The organism is Streptomyces omiyaensis (genome assembly GCF_014650895.1).
GTDB classification, from domain to species: domain Bacteria; phylum Actinomycetota; class Actinomycetes; order Streptomycetales; family Streptomycetaceae; genus Streptomyces; species Streptomyces omiyaensis.
In genome coordinates, this window is the sequence record NZ_BMVV01000007.1 from 42,507 (window position 1) to 57,801 (window position 15,295).

The window sequence follows — 15,295 nt, forward strand, 5'->3', positions numbered from 1 at the left end:
CTCCTCGGAGGCGGGGTCAGTCGACCGGCTTGCCGGGCTGGTCGTGGGTGGCGCAGTGGATGCCGCCGCCTCCGGTGGCGATGGTGTCGATGTTCACCTGGACGACGTCCCGCTTGGGGAAGTGCTCCTGGAGGATGCCGCGGGCGCGGTCGTCGGCCTTCCGATCGCCGAACTTGGGCATGTACACCGCGTCGTTGCCGATGTAGAAGTTCGCGTACGTGGAGAGGAAGTCGTCGCTGTAGCCGCTGATCCGGTCGGGGTCGGGCTGCGGCAGGTCGATGACCTCGAAGGGGCGGCCCTTCGCGTCGGTCGCCTCGCCCAGCACGGCCGCGGCCTGGTCGGAGGAGCGGGACCAGGAGTCGGCGGGCATGCCGGGGAAGGCGCGGTCCAGGAGGATCACGCCGGGCGCGGTGAAGCGGACGAGGCTGTCGACGTGCGCGTCGGTGATGTCCTCGCCGCGCACGCCCTTCAGCCAGATCACCTTCTCCATGCCCAGGAGCTCCTTGAGCTCCGCCTCGATCCGGGCACGGCTCTTGCCCCGGTTGCGGTTGTCGTTGACGATCGAGCTCTCGGTGACGAGGAGGGTGCCCTCGCCGTCCGTCTCGAAGGAGCCGCCCTCGGCGACGAGGGGCGCCTGCTCGCGGGGGATCTTGTACTCGGCGAGCAGCTTGCGGCCGACCTGGCCGTCGTTGCCGTGGACCTGCTTGCCGCCCCAGCCGTTGAAGTTGAAGTCGACGCCGACTACCTTCCCGCCCTCCTCGACGAAGACGGGGACGGTGTCGCGGGCCCACAGGTCGTCGACGGCGAGCGGGATGACCTCGACGTCCCTGCCGCACGCCTTCCGGGCGGCGGCCACCTGGTCCGGACGGGCCATCATCACGACATACTCGTACTCCCCGATGGCCCGGGCCACGCGCGCGATGTCCTTCCGCACGTAGGGCAGGTCCTCGCCCCAGACGGACTCCAGCGCGGGCCACGACATGAAGGTGCGGGCGTGGCTCTCCCACTCGGCGCCGAGGCGGCGGTCGGCGTCGGTGCCGGCCGCCGCGCCCGGCGCGGAGCCGGTGGCGGCGGCGGCGCCGGACGGGCCGGGGTCGTTCGGACCGCACGCCGTGGAGCCGAGGGCGAGGGCGCCGATCCCGGCGAGCACCCGCAGGGCGGAGCGGCGGGAGGGGCGGAAGTCGGACATCGAGGTCTCCGATCGTGTGGGGGCGGGACCCAGGTCAACAGGGTGCACGGACAGGCTCCTGAATCCCTGGCAGCGCCGGGCCCGATGAGGCCGTCGTGTCGCCACTCTGGCACTGACTGAATATTCAGTCAAATCCCTCGGCCCTTTCTTCCGGTCTCACCGCCGTCGGCGGGGCCTGCTTCCGGGCCCGCCGTGGCGGGCGGGGCGCGCTTCCGGTCGCACCGCCGCCGACGGGGGCGCGCCTCCGGTCGCACCGCCGCGGGCGGGGTCTGCTCCGGCCCCGCCACCGTCAGCGGCTCAGGCGCTCGATCTCGATGGTGACCGCCTCCTTCACCAGTTCGCGGGCGTGGGGCAGGGGGAGCGCGCCGCTGAGCCAGCGCGTGCTCAGCCCCTCCAGGAGGCCGGTGAGCCGCTCCGCGGAGGCCGTGAGGGCGGGCGCGGGAGCCGTCGGCCGGATGCCGCCCAGGAGGTCCGCGACATCGTGGATCCAGGTCAGCGTGGCCCTGGCCAGGTCGCCGCGCAACTCGGGCTCGAAGACCGCGCTGGCACGCAGTTCGCCCCACGCCGTGCTGTTCTCCCGGACCTCGGGGGCGTCCTGGAACTCCAGGAGGAGCGACCGCTCCAGTTCCTGCCGGGGGTCGTACGGGACCTCGGCGCCGTCCTCGCCGGAGGTGTAGCGGTCGGCCCGGTCGCTGATGAACTCCAGCGTGTGCCGCAGGACGCCGGCCCGGTCCTTGAAGTGGTAGTAGATCAGCGCGGTGGACACCCCCGCTTCGGAGGCCAGTTCCTCCATGCGCAGTCCGCGCACTCCTCGCCGGGCTATGACCCGGGCGGCGCCTTCCAGAATGGCGTTTCGGCGGTCCGTCGCCACGTGTGATCCCCTCCTGGGCGGTGTGAGCTGCCAGTGTCGCATGTTGACTGAATCTTTAGTTAGATGCACGATGCGCCCGTTGCGTCCCTCGACCCGCGGCCGGCCCGCGTGCCCGTTCCACCTCGTCGAAAGAGCCCCGCATGTCCGCTCAGCTTTCCGGTGCCCAGCCCGCCCACGCGGCGCTGACGGCCGACGACCCGCGAGAGATCGGCGGCTACCGCCTCCAGGCGCGGCTGGGCTCGGGCGGCATGGGCGTGGTGTACCTGGCGCACACCCCCGGCGGCCGGCCCATCGCCCTGAAGGCGGTGCGGGAGGAGTTCGCGGGGGACCCCGGGTTCCGGCTGCGGTTCGCGCAGGAGGTGGCCAGCGCCGAGCGCATCCACGGCCTGTTCACCGCACAGGTGGTGGCCTCGGGCGTGGACGCCCCCACCCCGTGGCTGGCCACCGCGTACGTGCCGGGGCCCTCCCTGCACGAGGTGGTCCGGCGCCACGGGCCGCTCCCGGAGCGCACCGTCCTCATGCTCCTCGCCGGCGTCGCCGAGGCCCTGGAGGCGATCCATCGGGCCGGCGTCGTCCACCGCGACCTCAAGCCCGCCAACGTCCTCATCGCGGAGGACGGACCCCGGGTCATCGACTTCGGCATCGCGCGGGCCGCCGACGCCGTCGCGCTGACCGGCACGGGCCTGCGGATCGGCACCGCGGCCTTCATGGCCCCCGAGCAGGCGCTGGGCGGCCCGGTCTCGCCCGCCACCGACGTCTTCGCGCTCGGCGCCCTCATCGCGTACGTGGTGAGCGGCGAGGCGCCCTTCGGGGCGGGACCGGAGTCGGCCGCCCTCTACCGGGTGGTCCACGAGGAGCCCGACCTCGCGCGCGTCCCGCAGGGCCTGCGCCCCCTGCTGGCCTGGTGCCTCGCCAAGCGGCCCGAGGACCGCCCGGCGCCGGCGGACCTGATCGCGGCCGTCCACGCCCACCCCCTGGTGGGACCGTGCCCCGAGTTCGGGGAGGGCTGGCTGCCGTGGTCGATCAGCAGCGAGATGGCGGCGGGGCGGGGTACGGGTTCCGGTCCGGTGTCCGCGCCGTCCACGGCGGCGCCGGCCCACGCCCGGCCCACCCTCGCGTCACCGGCCCCGTTCCCGGCGCCCGCGGCGGTCCCGTTCCCGGCGCCCGCGGCGATCCCGACTCCGGCGCCCGCGGCGGTCCCGTTCCCGATCCCGGTGCCGACCGCGGGACCGGGACCGGCCCCGGTGCCGGTGTCCGTCCCGGATCCGGGGGGCCCGGGGGTTGCGGAGCCGCCCGCGCGGACCGGTGGCGGGCGCGCGGCGGCCTCCTCGCGCCGGGCGCCGCGACGGCGCCGCCGCCCCGTCGTGTGGCTCCTCGCCGCGTGCGCCGCCGTCGCGGCGGCCGGCGGCGCGGTGTACCTCCTCGGCCCGCCGCCCGGGGCCGGCCGGGACGCCGCCTACGCGCGGGTCGGCCAGGAGGTCGCGCTCACCGCCCCGGACGACAGCTACGAGTTCGACCTGAGGGCCCGGAAGGTCGTGCCGGCCGACACGGCCGACTGGTACCTGGCGCGGGACCGGTCGGAGTTCGTCCTGCCCGAGGACAGCGACGCCTACGTCGCCGACGGGGACGAGCTCGGCCCCGCCGCCTGCGTGCGGGGCGTCGACACGGAGCCGGTCACCCGGATCGCCTTCGCGGACCTGGCCGACGAGCGCCCCTTCTGCATCCGCGGCGCGGACGGCCGGGACCTCGTCGTGGTGTGGCTCGTCGAGGCCGGGGCCGACGGCGGTCCGGTCACCGCCGCCTTCGAGCACTACCGCCGGGAGTAGGCCGGGCGGCCGCGCGGGCGGGTGGGCACGCCGCCACGGGCTCCGCGGCCGCCGCCCTGCGGATGCCCGCGGAGACCGAGCGCCACGTGCGCACCTTCATGTCCTGGCCGGCGCTGTCGTCGGTCTGGTCCACCCGGCTCGACGGCGTCCGCCGCGACATCGCGCGGGTCGCCGACGCGATCTCCCGCTACGAGCCGGTCAGCGTGCTCGCCCCCCTCGCAGGTGGCCGAGGCCCGCTACCGGTGCGGAGCGGGCGCGTACTACGGCATCGACGTCCTGGACATCCCCGTCGACGACCTCTGGATACGCGACTTCGGCCCCACCTTCGTCGTGGCGCCGGGCGCCGGGCGCCGTCGCCGGCGTGGACACGAACTTCAACGGCCGGGGCGACAAGCAGGTCCACGCCAACGACGCCTTCGCGGCGGCCGCCCTCCTCGGGCACCACGGCCTCCCGCGCGTGCGGGCGGGCTTCGTCGGCGAGGGCGGCTCGCTGGAGACGGACGGCGAGGGCACCCTCCTCGCCACGGTCAGCTCCCTCGTCAACGCCAACCGCAACCCGGGCATGACCCAGGCGCAGGTCGAGGAGGCGATGAGGGCGGCGCTCGGCATCGACAGGGTGATCTGGGTGCCCGGCCTCGCCGGTCAGGACATCACCGACTGCTACACGGCGAACGGCGCCGTGTTCGTCCCGCACTTCGGCGACGCCGACGCCGACGCGGCGGCCTACGCGGTCCTCGCCGCGGCCTACCCCGGCCGGAACGTCGTCCAGCTGGACATCGACGACATCGCGAGCGGCGGCGGCATCCACTGCGCCACCCAGTCGCAGCCGGTCGTCCCCCCCCGGCCTTCTGACCGGGCCCCCGGCCGGCCGTCCCCCCCCGGCCGTCCCCCCGGCCGCCCGGCCGGGGGGACGCCGGAGCACCGGGTCAGGGGGTGATCCGGGGGCGGGCGGCGCCCGGTAAGGTTCGGGCCATGGCGTCTCGCAGTACTCAGATCCTCGAAGCGGCCGCCCGGGTGATCGCCCGGCGCGGGGTCCGTGGCCTGCGCGTGGAGGAGCTCGCCGCCGAGGCGGGCGTGTCCACCGCGCTGATCTACTACCACTTCAAGGACCGCAACGGGATCCTGCTGAAGACGCTGGAGTTCATCAACGACCGGGCGGAGCGGTACACCACCGAGCGCGACCCGGACGCCCCGCCGCTCGGTCCGCGCGAGGAGCTGGAGCGCACGCTGCTCCTCGAACTCCAGGACACCACCGAGGTCCGCGAGAACAGCAGCGCCTGGGGCGAGCTGCGGGCCAGCGCGGTCTTCGACGACGTCCTGCGCGAGGACCTGACGCGCGCCACGCTGGTCTGGGTCCAGGAGATCGCCGCGCTGCTCGGCCGCGTCCGGCCGATGGCCCCGGCGGTCGCCCTCGCGGGAGCGGCCGAGCGGCTCACCGCCCTCCTGGAGGGGCTGAGCATGCGCTGGCTCAGCGGCACGCTCCAGATCTCCCACGCCCGGACGCTGATGAGCGAGGGCATCGACGCGGAGATCGAGCGGCTCGGGCGTTCGTGACGCGGCCGTGCCTCCGGTGCCGCCGCCGGACTTCCGGTGACGCGACCGTGCTTGTGCGGCGCCGCCGCGCCTCCGGTGCCGCGGCCGTGCCGGCCCTTCACGGGGTGAAGCCCGCCGCCTGGTAGGTGCCGCGTCCGGCGAGGACGGTGCACAGCACCTTCGTGCGGTCGACCCGGTCGACGGGGATCTCCAGCAGGTTCCGGTCGACGACGACGTGGTCGGCCTGCTTGCCGACCTCGATCGAGCCGGTGGTGCCGTCCTGGCCGAGGGGGCGGGCGGCGTCGAGTGCGGCGAAGCGCTCCCGGTCGTCGGGGTGGACGAGGTGCGTGTGCGTGGTGCGGTGGCGTCGGTCGGCCACCTCGCCGGGGTCGGCGGCGAGGGCCTCGACCGCGTCGAGCACCTCCCGGGCCGCCGCGTCGCCGATGACGTGGAAGTGCATCCGGTAGCCGATGCGGTGGAGCCCGGACACGCACGCGCGGAACTCGTCGCGCTCGAAGCAGGGGGAGCCGAAGGGGTGTTCCGGGTCCACCGGGGCGTCGTACGGCTCCAGCATCCACGCGGTGCCGAGGCCGAGGATGCAGTCGACGTAGATCCTCGCCGTGCCGAACCGCGGCAGGCTGTCCGAATCGTCGCTGAACCGGCGCTCCAGACAGGCGAGTTGCTCCTCCGGCGGCAGGTCGGCGCAGGCGTAGAGGCTGTTGACGGCGCGTACGGACGGCTCGCCCTCTCCAGGGCCCGCTCCGAGGCCTCCGGGTGGCCCTGGCGCCGGAAGCCGCCCGCGTCGCCCGCGCTGGTGATCCCGTTCTCCGCCGGCTCGTCGAGGGCCACCGGCAGTCCCCGGCAGACCGCCTCGGCGCCCGGCACGGCGGCCCGGTCGGCGAGACCGCGGGAGGAGCCTGGGAAGGAGTCCGAGGAGGGAGGCCGCGAGGCAGTCCGAGGAGGAGCCCGGGGGAGAGGTGCGAGGGAGAAGCCCGAGATGGTCTTGACTGACATTTGAGTCAGTAGAGCAGTCGCTGCGGACTACCCTCCCTGCGCCAGGAGCGCCAGGAAGCAGAAGGGGCGCCATGCGTGCGACCCGTCCCCTCGGTCGAGGGGGTGAGTGCGCCCGCGACCTCCTCCCTCCGCATCCCCACCCCGAAACCCACACCTTCGCTCTTGACTGAATTTTCAGTCGGGAGGAGGATGCTGTTCACACCGCGTACCCGTCCCCGTTCGCGCCAGGCCCCGCCGGCGCCGACGACGGGTACTTCTGGCGAAACGAAGAGAGACCCCTGATGACCGCATTCCGTATGCCTGCCGAGTGGTCCGCGCACGAGGCGTGCCTCATGGCCTGGCCCGTCCGCGAGGACCTGTGGGGCAGCGTGCTGGACGACGTCAAGGACGAGTACGCGCACGTCGCCCGCGCCATCGCCGCGTTCGAGCCCGTCACCGTGGTCGCGCCGCCCGGCCACGGCGAGGAGGCCAGGGCCAGGTGCGGCGACGGCATCACCGTCATCGAGCTGCCGCAGGACGACTCGTGGTTCCGCGACTCGGCCCCGCTCTTCGTGCTCGACGGCGACGGCAACCGCGCCGGCGTGGACTTCCGCTTCAACGCCTGGGGCGGCAAGCACCACCCGTACGACTCCGACGACCGGATCAGCGCGCTGCTCCTGGAGCACTTCGGCGCCGACCGCATCGCCTCCGGCATGGTCCTGGAGGGCGGGGCGATCACCGTCGACGGCGAGGGCACCCTGATCACCACGGAGCAGTGCCTGCTCCACCCCAACCGCAACCCCGGCCTGACCCGCGACCGGATCGAGGACGAGCTGAAGGCCCGGCTCGGCGTGGAGAAGGTGATCTGGCTGCCGTACGGCGGTCTGCTCGACACGGAGACCGACGGACACGTCGACGGCGTCTGCGCCTTCGCCGCCCCGGGCACCGTCGTGGTCTCCCTGCCGGACGACCCCGACCACCCCGACCACGCCCGGATGCGCGCCAACCGCGCGGTCCTGGAGGCGACCCGCGACGCCCGCGGCCGCCGCCTGGAGATCATCGAGGTGCCCCAGACCGCCTTCGCCGACATGCCGGACGGCGAGGTCGAGGTGTCGTACCTCAACTACTACGTGGCCAACGGCGGCGTCGTCGTCCCGGTGGCCGGAGTGCCCCAGGACGAGGCCGCCCTCGCCGTGATCGCCTCCGCGTACCCCGGCCGCGAGGTCGTCCCGGTGCGCGCCGTCGCGATCGCCCACGGCGGCGGCGGCGTCCACTGCATCACCCAGCAGGTGCCCGCCGCCGGCACCTCCGCCTAGCGCCTCCCGAGTCCGCCGCTGACGGGCCGGCCCCGCGGCCCGTCACTCCCGTACCCCTCACGGAAAGACAGCGCGACGATGACGACACCTTCCCTCCGGAGCCGCAGACGGTCCTCCGGCCGGTACGGCCGGACCACCGCCGCGACCGCGGCCCTGTCCGCCCTCGCCCTCCTCGCGGCCTGCGCCGGCCCGCCGAAGGGCGGCGCGGGCGGCGTCGAGGTCCGGCTCTCCGCCTCCACGCCCCCCGCCCGCGCCGAGATCGACTCCTTCGCCTGGGCCCTCTACGCCGAACCGCCGACCCTCGACTACACGGTCGCCTTCGACTACCCCCAGAACACCGTCCTGTCCAACGTGTGCGAGAGCCTCATGCGCTGGACGCCGCAGCTGACCCTCGAACCGGGACTCGCCCGGAGGGCGGCCAACCCGGACCCGCTCACCTGGGTCTACGACCTGCGGTCCGGCGTGCGCTTCCACGACGGACGGACCATGACCGCCGACGACGTCGTCTTCAGCCTGGGCCGGCAGACCGACCCGAAGAACGCCGCGGCCTGGGCGCAGGTCTTCCAGAACGTCGCGTCGGTCCGCGCCACCGGCCCCCTCCAGGTCACCGTGCGCCTGGAGCGGCCCGACTCCCAGTTCCCGCAGTACATGGCCACCGCCGCCGGCGTCGTCGCCTCGAAGGCGGGCGTCGAGGCGGCGGGCAAGGACTACGGCACCACCGGCGGCCTCGCCTGCACCGGCCCCTTCCGGCTCGGCGCCTGGCAGAAGGGACAGTCCATCGAGCTGGAGCGCTTCGACGGCTACTGGGGCGCCGGGGCCAAGGCGAGGAAGGTCGTCCTCCGCGTCCTCACCGACCCCTCCGCCCGGACCAACGCCATGCTCAGCGGCGAGATCGACGGCGGCTACCTGATCCCCACCGAGAGCTACGCCCGGCTCCGGGAGAGCGGCGTCGGAACCCTGTACTTCGGCGAGGGCCTCAGCACGGTCAACGTCAACATCACGAACATGAAGGGCGCCCTCGGGGACGTCCGGGTCCGCCGGGCCCTCTCCCTCGCGCTCGACCGCTCCGGCTTCGTCAAGGCCGGACTCGGCGGCGCCGGCACCGTCACCGGCTCCCTCACCACCCGCGCCGCCTGGGCCGCCGCGCCCGAGAGCGCCCTCAAGGCCGCCTTCGACGGGCTGCCGCCCACCGCACCGGACATCGAAAAGGCCAAGGCCCTCGTCGAGGAGGCCGGCGCCACCGGCAAGACCCTGACCATGGTCACCAGCCCCATCGGCCAGGACGTCTCGCTCCTCGCCACCGCCGTCCAGGCGGCCGGCACGCGGATCGGCCTCGACATCCGCCTCAAGACGGTCTCCCCCAACGCCTTCACCGCGCTGTTCACCGATCCCGAGGCCCGCGAGGGCGTCGACATGTTCCCCCTCACGATCTACAACTCCGTCACCGACCCGCTCGACCTCCTCGCCCACTTCAAGACCGGCGCCTACCTCAACTACGCCGGCCACAGCGACCCGCAGTACGACGCGCTCGTCGACAAGGCCGCGGCCGCCTACGCGCCCGCCGAGCGCATGGAGATCGAGGCCCGGCTCAACCGGCTCGCCGCCGAACGGTTCCTGTGGATACCCGTCGCCGAGTGGCCCACCTCGGTCTTCCTCAACAAGAGGATCACCGGCGCCCCCACGACCATCTCGTACATGTACCAGCCGTGGGCCGCCTCCGTGGGGGCCGGGCGGTGAGCTTCCTCCGCTTCGCCGCACGGCGCGTGGCGGAGATGGCCGCGACCCTCCTCGCCGCCTCCTTCGTGGTCTTCGGCGCCCTCTACCTGGCCCCCGGCAACCCGGCGGGCTTCCTCCTCGCCGGCCGCTCGGCCTCCCCCGACGCACTGGCCGCGATCAACGCCCAGTACCACCTGGACGAGCCCTTCGCCGTCCGCTACCTGAGCTGGCTCGGGGACGTGGTCCAGGGCGACTTCGGGCGCTCCCTCACCTACCGCACCGACGTCTCGCGCCTCCTCGCCGACCGGCTGCCGACCACCCTGCTCCTCATCGGCATGGCGCTCGTCGTGGTCGTCGTCGTCGGACTGCTGCTCGGCCGGCTCTCCGCGGTCCGCGGCGGCGCCACCGACACCGCCGTCCTCGTCGGCACGGCCTTCGCCGTCGGCACCCCGTCGTTCGTCGCCGCCGTGCTGCTGCAGGGCGTGTTCGCCGTCCAGCTGGGCTGGTTCCCCAGCAGCGGCGCGGGCGACGGCCTCCTCGACGAGGTCCGGCACCTCACCCTGCCCGCGATCGCCCTCGCGCTCTACCTCATCGGCATGCTCGCCCGGGTCACCCGCTCCGCCATGCTCGAAGCCCTCGACAGCGAGCACGTCACGGTCGCCCGCAGCCGGGGCGTCCCCGAACGCCAGGTCATCCGCCGGCACGTCTTCCGCAACTCGCTCGGCACCGTCCTCACCACCGGCGGCCTCATCGTCTCCACCCTGCTCGTCTGCACGGTCCTCGTGGAGACCGCCTTCAGCATCGGCGGAGTCGGCCAGCTCCTGGAACTGTCCACCTCGACCAAGGACTTCCCGACCGTCCAGGCCATCTCCCTGATCATCGTCGCTCTCTTCATGTCCGTGAACCTCGTCGTCGACCTGCTGCTGCCGCTCGTCGACCCGCGGATCGCGCTCGGAACGAGGAGCTCCTCCGCATGACCGCCGTCCTGACGCGGCGCCCGGGCCTCGCCCGGCTCCGCACCGCCCGCTCCCCGCTCCACCCGCTCTGCCTCGGACTCGTCGGCCTCGTCACCGCCGCCGCCCTGCTCGCGCCCTGGATCGTCCCGCACGACCCCAACGCCGTCGACCTCGGCAACGCGCTCGCGGGCCCCTCCGCGGCGCACCCGCTCGGTGTCGACGCCGCCGGCCGCGACACCCTCTCCCGGCTGCTGCTCGGCGCCCGCACCTCCCTCCTCGGACCCCTCGGCGTCGTGCTCTTCTCCACCCTCGCCGGGCTCGCGATCGGCATGGCGGCCGCCTGGCGCGGCGGTTGGCTCGACTCCGTCCTCTCCCGCTCCACCGAGCTCGTCTTCGCCTTCCCCGGCATGCTGCTCGCGATCCTGGTCGTCTCGGTCCACGGCGAAGGGCTGCTCGCCCCCGTCATCGCGCTGTCGCTCGCCTACCTGCCCTACGTCAGCCGGCTCACCCGCTCGCTCGTCCTCGCCGAACGCGCCCGCCCCTACGTCAGCGCCTACCGGGTGCAGGGCCACTCGGCGCCCCAGATCTGCCTGCGCCACGTCCTGCCCAACATCGCCCCCGTCGTCCTCGCCCAGTCCGCCATCAACTTCGGCTACGCGCTCATGGACCTGGCCGGCCTGTCCTTCCTCGGCCTCGGCGTCCCCGCCCTCACCCCCGACTGGGGCCGCATGGTCTTCGACGGACAGACCGCCGTCCAGCACGGCTACCCGCTCTCCGCGGTCCTGCCCTGCGTGTTCATCGTGCTGACCGTCGTCGCCTTCAACGTCGTCGGCGAACGCTGGGCCGACCGCGTCGCCAGGAGAGACCGATGACTCCCACGAGAACCCCGCACGCCCTCGACGTCCAGGGCCTGCGGGTCACCCTGCCCGGCACCGCACGCCCCGTCCTCGACGGCGTCGACCTGCACGTCGCCGCCGGCGAGACCGTCGCCCTCGTCGGCGAGTCCGGCTCCGGGAAGTCCCTCACCTCGCGCGGCGCCCTCGGCCTGCTGCCGCCCGGCGCCACCGTCGCGGGCCGGATCCGGGTCCGCGGCCACGACGTGCTCGCCATGAAGCCGGAACAGCTGCGCGCCCTGCGCACCGACACCGTCGCCATGATCTTCCAGGACCCCCGGGCCGCCCTCAACCCGATGCGGCGCATCGGCGACTTCCTCGTCGAGAGCGTCACCCTGACCCGGACCATGAACCGGGCCGACGCCACCGCCCGCGCCGGCGAACTCCTGCAGGCGGTCGGCCTGGACGCGTCCGCGCTGCGCGCGTACCCCGGGCAGGTCTCCGGCGGCATGCTGCAACGCGTCATGATCGCCGCCGCGCTCATGGGCGACCCCGAACTGCTCCTGGCCGACGAGCCCACCACCGCCCTCGACGTCACCACCCAGGCCGAGGTCGTCGCCCTCCTCGCCGAGCTCCGCGCCCGCTTCCGCACCGGCCTGCTCTTCGTCACCCACGACCTCGACCTCGCCGCCGCCATCAGCGACCGCGTCTACGTCATGTACGCCGGACGGATCGCCGAGAGCGGCCCCGCCGAGGCCCTCTTCGCCCGGCCCCGGCACCCCTACACGGCCGCCCTGCTCGCCTCCACCCCCCGCCTCGAAGCCCCCGGCGGCCGGCTCGCCGCCATCGGCGGCCATCCCCCCGACCTGCGGCGGGAGCTCACCGGCTGCCCGTTCGCCGCCCGATGTCCGCTCGCCACGGAACTCTGCGAGCGACAGGCCCCCGAGCAGCGCACCGCGCCCGGCCTCCCGGACCACCGGGCCGCCTGCCACCACACCGACCGGCTCGAAGGGAGCCCCGTCGATGCCTGACAACGCCCTGGAGGCCGTCGGCCTCCACCGCGCCTTCGGGAGCGTCCCCGCCGTCGACGACGTCTCCTTCGTCCTCCCCGAAGGCGGCTCCCTGGGCATCGTCGGGGAGTCCGGCTCAGGGAAGACCACCACCGCCCGCATCGTCGTCGGCCTGGAGCGGGCCGACGCCGGAGAGGTACGCGTCCGGGGCCGGGCCCGGGCCACCGGCGGCGGCGGCCGGGCCGGGCGCCTGGCCCGCGCCCGCGAGGTCCAGATGGTCTTCCAGGACCCCTACCTCTCCCTCGACCCCCGCACCAGCGTCGAGCAGGTGCTGCGCGAGACCCTGCGCCTGCACTTCCCCGGCACCGACCACGACCGGCGCGTCCGCGAACTCCTCGACCAGGTCGGCCTGGGCACCCGGGCCGCCGACGCCCGTCCCCGGCAGCTCTCCGGCGGCCAGCGCCAGCGGGTCGCCATCGCCCGCGCCCTCGCCGTCGAACCCGCCGTCCTCGTCCTCGACGAGGCGGTCGCCGCCCTCGACGTCTCCGTCCAGGCCCAGATCCTCAACCTGCTCGCCGACATCCGCGAACAGACCCGGATCGGCTACCTCTTCATCACCCACGACCTCGGCGTGGTCCGCCGCGTCACCGACGACGTCATCGTCATGCGCCGGGGCCGCGTCGTCGAGGCCGGCCGCACCTCCGAGGTGCTCGCCGCGCCCGGACACCCCTACACCCGGCTGCTGCTGGAGTCCGTGCCCCGCCCCGGCTGGGACCCCGCGGCCATCGCCGCCGCCCGCCGCGCCCTCTGAACCCTCCCGGGCGCGCCCGCCGCCCGCCGCGCCCCCGACCCCTCCGGCGCACGCGCCCCCGTCCGCCGTGCGCCCACCGCCCGGGGCCTCCTCGCCTCGTACGCCCACTTCTCCCTCTGCGACGACGCCGTCATCAGCGCCCGCTTCGGCGACCGGCGGGCCGAGGAGGCGGCCCGCGCCACCCTCGCCCGCCTCTCTCCGGACCGCGTCGTCGAGCAACTCGACATCGACCGCCTCGGCACCGGTGGCGGCGGCACCCACTGCGTCACCCGGCAGCAGCCCGCCGCCTGAGCGCCCCGTCCCGGCCGTCCGCACCGGACCGGCGCCCGGCACGGCCTCCTTCGCCGGGCCCGCGGCGGTGTGCGGGCATCCGGTGGCGCCGCTGCCCTGTGCCCCCGGCGCCGCGCGTTCCCCGGACCGCCGCGGCGTCGCTGCGTGCCCGGCCGGCGCACGCGCCGGGCCTCGGTCCCGGCGGGCCCTATCCGGCGCCGACGGGGGCGACCGCGGCGGGCGTGATCGTGACGGCCGTCGTCCGGCCGCGGGGCAGAAGGACCGCCGGGCGGCGTACCGACGACGAAATCCGCACTGAAATTTCAGTCAACTCATCGTGCGCGAAGGATTGACTGAAATTTGAGTCAGTTCCTACGGTGTCTGCATCCGAGTGGCGCCCGCACCTTCCCGCGGTGGCCGGCGGATTCGTGGAAGCACCCGTGAACAGGAGCCCGCATGGGGCCAGTTGCCTCGCAGACGAACGATCCCGCCCCCCTCGCCGGGATCGAGCAGCACTCGATCGACTGGGTGCCCCTCTCGGAACGGCACGGCAAGCCGTCGGACGTGGGGGCCATCTGGTTCGTCGGCAGTCTCAACCTCACCGGCCTGGCGACCGGCGTCGTGACCCTCTCGCTCGGCGGCTCGCTGGTCTGGACCGTCGTCGCCACCGTCCTCGGCTCCCTCTTCGGCACGTTCTTCATGGCCTTCCACTCGGCCCAGGGGCCGCAGCTGGGGCTTCCCCAACTCGTGCAGTCCCGACCGCAGTTCGGATACCTGGGCGCGGCGCTCACGGTCTGGGTCTTCGCCCTGGTCAACTACGTCGCCTTCAACACCTCCGACGCGCTCCTCTCCGGCCAGGCCGTGAACCTGCTCACCGGGATGCCGAACACCGTCGGCTACCTGCTGGCCGCCGGGGTGGCGACCGTGGTCGCCCTGTTCGGCTACGAGTGGATCCACCGCATCAACGGGTGGCTCACCTGGCCGTTCGTCGTGATCACCGCGGCCGTCACGGCGGCCGCCCTCTTCGGCGGCGGACTGCCGGACGGCGTCTGGGAGCCCGGCCCCTTCGAACCCGCCCCGTTCATGCTGGTGTTCGTCTTCGTCGCCGGCTTCCAGCTGGGCTGGGCACCGTACGTCTCCGACTACTCGCGCTACCTCGGACCCGACGTCCCGGTCCGCAGCACCTTCTGGTGGACCTACCTGCCGAGCGCGGTCTCCGGCATCTGGGTTTTCGTCCTCGGCGCCGTCGTCTCGGCCGCCGCCCCCGAGGGCACCGACCCCGTGACCGCCCTGAAGCTGGCGGCGGACCGGCTCTTCGACGGATTCGGCACCGTCGCGGTCGTCGTCCTGCTGATCGGCCTGCTCTCCATCATGGCGATCAACCAGTACGGCGGCAGCCTCACCATGATCTCCATCCTGGACTCCTTCCGCCCGGTCAAGCCCACGCGGACGCTCAGGATCGCCACCGTCGGCATCATGCTGGCCGCCGTCGGCACCGTCTCCACCCTCGTCGGCATCGACCGGTTCAACTGGTTCTTCGCCCACGTGGTGGTGGTCCTGACCTACCTCTTCATCCCGTGGACGGCCATCAACCTGGTCGACTTCTTCTTCGTCCGGCGCGGCCAGTACGTCGTCAAGGAGATCTTCAACCCCCACGGGATATACGGCCGGTGGGGCTGGCGCGGCAACCTCGCCTACGCGATCGGCCTCGCCTGCATGGCCCCCTTCATGGTCATCACCGGCCTCTTCGTCGGTCCCGCCGCACGGTTCCTCGGCGGTGTCGACTGCTCCCTCCTCGTCGGCCTCCCGGTGGCCGGCGGCCTCTACTGGGCCTTCGCCCGCAGCCTCGACCTGGCCACCGAGCGCCGGCTGGTCCGGGAGGAGGGGCTGCTGGACCGACTCCACTGACCGCGCCGCAACCCGCACCCGTACCCGTACCCGCACCCCCGTGATTCCCGCGTACCGAACCCC

13 protein-coding genes and 2 pseudogenes are annotated in these 15,295 nt (G+C 73.9%); 12 read left to right on the forward strand and 3 right to left on the reverse strand.

Annotated features, from left to right (window positions below; genetic code table 11):
• Positions 1 to 16: 16 nt before the first annotated feature.
• Both IE287_RS13705 and IE287_RS13710 read right to left on the reverse strand, forming a co-directional pair.
• Positions 17 to 1,189: an agmatine deiminase family protein gene (locus tag IE287_RS13705; protein ID WP_189849293.1), complete on the reverse strand. Its 1,173-nt coding sequence runs from the start codon at positions 1,187 to 1,189 to the stop codon at positions 17 to 19.
• A 289-nt stretch (positions 1,190 to 1,478) separates the two neighbouring features.
• A complete protein-coding gene (locus IE287_RS13710) occupies positions 1,479 to 2,102 on the reverse strand; it encodes a TetR/AcrR family transcriptional regulator (protein ID WP_189849294.1) in 624 nt (207 codons plus the stop codon).
• 98 nt (positions 2,103 to 2,200) lie between these two features.
• Between IE287_RS13710 and IE287_RS13715 the strand changes: the two genes are divergently transcribed.
• The 4 genes and pseudogenes from IE287_RS13715 (at position 2,201) to IE287_RS13725 (ending at position 5,440) form a co-directional block, all read left to right on the forward strand.
• A complete protein-coding gene (locus IE287_RS13715) occupies positions 2,201 to 3,886 on the forward strand; it encodes a serine/threonine-protein kinase (RefSeq protein WP_189849295.1) in 1,686 nt (561 codons plus the stop codon).
• Between the two features lie 98 nt (positions 3,887 to 3,984).
• Positions 3,985 to 4,038: pseudogene (locus IE287_RS39430) on the forward strand (hypothetical protein); the annotation flags it as partial.
• A 209-nt stretch (positions 4,039 to 4,247) separates the two neighbouring features.
• The gene (locus tag IE287_RS39095) at positions 4,248 to 4,823 is read left to right on the forward strand and encodes an agmatine deiminase family protein (protein ID WP_268254980.1); all 576 of its coding nucleotides are present in this window, start codon (positions 4,248 to 4,250) and stop codon (positions 4,821 to 4,823) included.
• A gap of 35 nt (positions 4,824 to 4,858) precedes the next feature.
• Complete coding sequence (locus tag IE287_RS13725) at positions 4,859 to 5,440, forward strand: TetR/AcrR family transcriptional regulator (protein WP_189849296.1); 582 nt, start codon at positions 4,859 to 4,861, stop codon at positions 5,438 to 5,440.
• A gap of 97 nt (positions 5,441 to 5,537) precedes the next feature.
• On the opposite strand, the gene IE287_RS39100 is transcribed toward IE287_RS13725, so the two are convergent.
• Positions 5,538 to 6,506, reverse strand: a complete 969-nt coding sequence (locus IE287_RS39100; RefSeq protein ID WP_189849297.1) for an amidohydrolase family protein — start codon at positions 6,504 to 6,506, stop codon at positions 5,538 to 5,540.
• Between the two features lie 208 nt (positions 6,507 to 6,714).
• Here IE287_RS39100 and IE287_RS13735 point away from each other — a divergent pair, with 208 nt between their 5' ends.
• The 8 genes and pseudogenes from IE287_RS13735 to IE287_RS13770 all read left to right on the forward strand — a co-directional run bounded on the left by IE287_RS13735 (position 6,715) and on the right by IE287_RS13770 (position 15,232).
• Entirely contained in the window at positions 6,715 to 7,728 is a 1,014-nt protein-coding gene (locus IE287_RS13735) for an agmatine deiminase family protein (protein WP_189849298.1), read from the forward strand.
• A 78-nt stretch (positions 7,729 to 7,806) separates the two neighbouring features.
• A complete protein-coding gene (locus IE287_RS13740; RefSeq protein WP_189849299.1) occupies positions 7,807 to 9,465 on the forward strand; it encodes an ABC transporter substrate-binding protein in 1,659 nt (552 codons plus the stop codon).
• Positions 9,462 to 10,421: an ABC transporter permease gene (locus tag IE287_RS13745; protein ID WP_189849300.1), complete on the forward strand. Its 960-nt coding sequence runs from the start codon at positions 9,462 to 9,464 to the stop codon at positions 10,419 to 10,421. Before IE287_RS13740 ends, IE287_RS13745 begins: the two co-directional genes overlap by 4 nt.
• Positions 10,418 to 11,272 carry an ABC transporter permease gene (locus IE287_RS13750; RefSeq protein WP_189849301.1) on the forward strand — a complete coding sequence of 285 codons (855 nt, stop codon included), beginning with the start codon at positions 10,418 to 10,420 and terminating at the stop codon, positions 11,270 to 11,272. Before IE287_RS13745 ends, IE287_RS13750 begins: the two co-directional genes overlap by 4 nt.
• Positions 11,269 to 12,264 carry an ABC transporter ATP-binding protein gene (locus tag IE287_RS13755; RefSeq protein WP_189849302.1) on the forward strand — a complete coding sequence of 332 codons (996 nt, stop codon included), beginning with the start codon at positions 11,269 to 11,271 and terminating at the stop codon, positions 12,262 to 12,264. The genes IE287_RS13750 and IE287_RS13755 overlap by 4 nt, the downstream gene beginning before the upstream one ends.
• A complete protein-coding gene (locus IE287_RS13760; protein WP_189849303.1) occupies positions 12,257 to 13,054 on the forward strand; it encodes an ABC transporter ATP-binding protein in 798 nt (265 codons plus the stop codon). Before IE287_RS13755 ends, IE287_RS13760 begins: the two co-directional genes overlap by 8 nt.
• Positions 13,055 to 13,141: 87 nt before the next feature.
• Positions 13,142 to 13,345: pseudogene (locus IE287_RS13765) on the forward strand (agmatine deiminase family protein); the annotation flags it as partial.
• Positions 13,346 to 13,780: 435 nt separating this feature from the next.
• Positions 13,781 to 15,232, forward strand: a complete 1,452-nt coding sequence (locus IE287_RS13770; RefSeq protein WP_189849304.1) for a purine-cytosine permease family protein — start codon at positions 13,781 to 13,783, stop codon at positions 15,230 to 15,232.
• Positions 15,233 to 15,295: the final 63 nt, after the last annotated feature.

Bases quoted from the DNA above. Each gene is read 5' to 3' on its own strand.
- IE287_RS13705 (WP_189849293.1), bottom strand. From the start codon at position 1,189: ATGTCCGACTTCCGCCCCTCCCGCCGCTCCGCCCTGCGGGTGCTCGCC.
- IE287_RS13710 (WP_189849294.1), bottom strand. From the start codon at position 2,102: ATGCGACACTGGCAGCTCACACCGCCCAGGAGGGGATCACACGTGGCG.
- IE287_RS13715 (WP_189849295.1), top strand. From the start codon at position 2,201: ATGTCCGCTCAGCTTTCCGGTGCCCAGCCCGCCCACGCGGCGCTGACG.
- IE287_RS13725 (WP_189849296.1), top strand. From the start codon at position 4,859: ATGGCGTCTCGCAGTACTCAGATCCTCGAAGCGGCCGCCCGGGTGATC.
- IE287_RS39100 (WP_189849297.1), bottom strand. From the start codon at position 6,506: ATGGCGCCCCTTCTGCTTCCTGGCGCTCCTGGCGCAGGGAGGGTAGTC.
- IE287_RS13735 (WP_189849298.1), top strand. From the start codon at position 6,715: ATGACCGCATTCCGTATGCCTGCCGAGTGGTCCGCGCACGAGGCGTGC.
- IE287_RS13740 (WP_189849299.1), top strand. From the start codon at position 7,807: ATGACGACACCTTCCCTCCGGAGCCGCAGACGGTCCTCCGGCCGGTAC.
- IE287_RS13750 (WP_189849301.1), top strand. From the start codon at position 10,418: ATGACCGCCGTCCTGACGCGGCGCCCGGGCCTCGCCCGGCTCCGCACC.
- IE287_RS13755 (WP_189849302.1), top strand. From the start codon at position 11,269: ATGACTCCCACGAGAACCCCGCACGCCCTCGACGTCCAGGGCCTGCGG.
- IE287_RS13760 (WP_189849303.1), top strand. From the start codon at position 12,257: ATGCCTGACAACGCCCTGGAGGCCGTCGGCCTCCACCGCGCCTTCGGG.
- IE287_RS13770 (WP_189849304.1), top strand. From the start codon at position 13,781: ATGGGGCCAGTTGCCTCGCAGACGAACGATCCCGCCCCCCTCGCCGGG.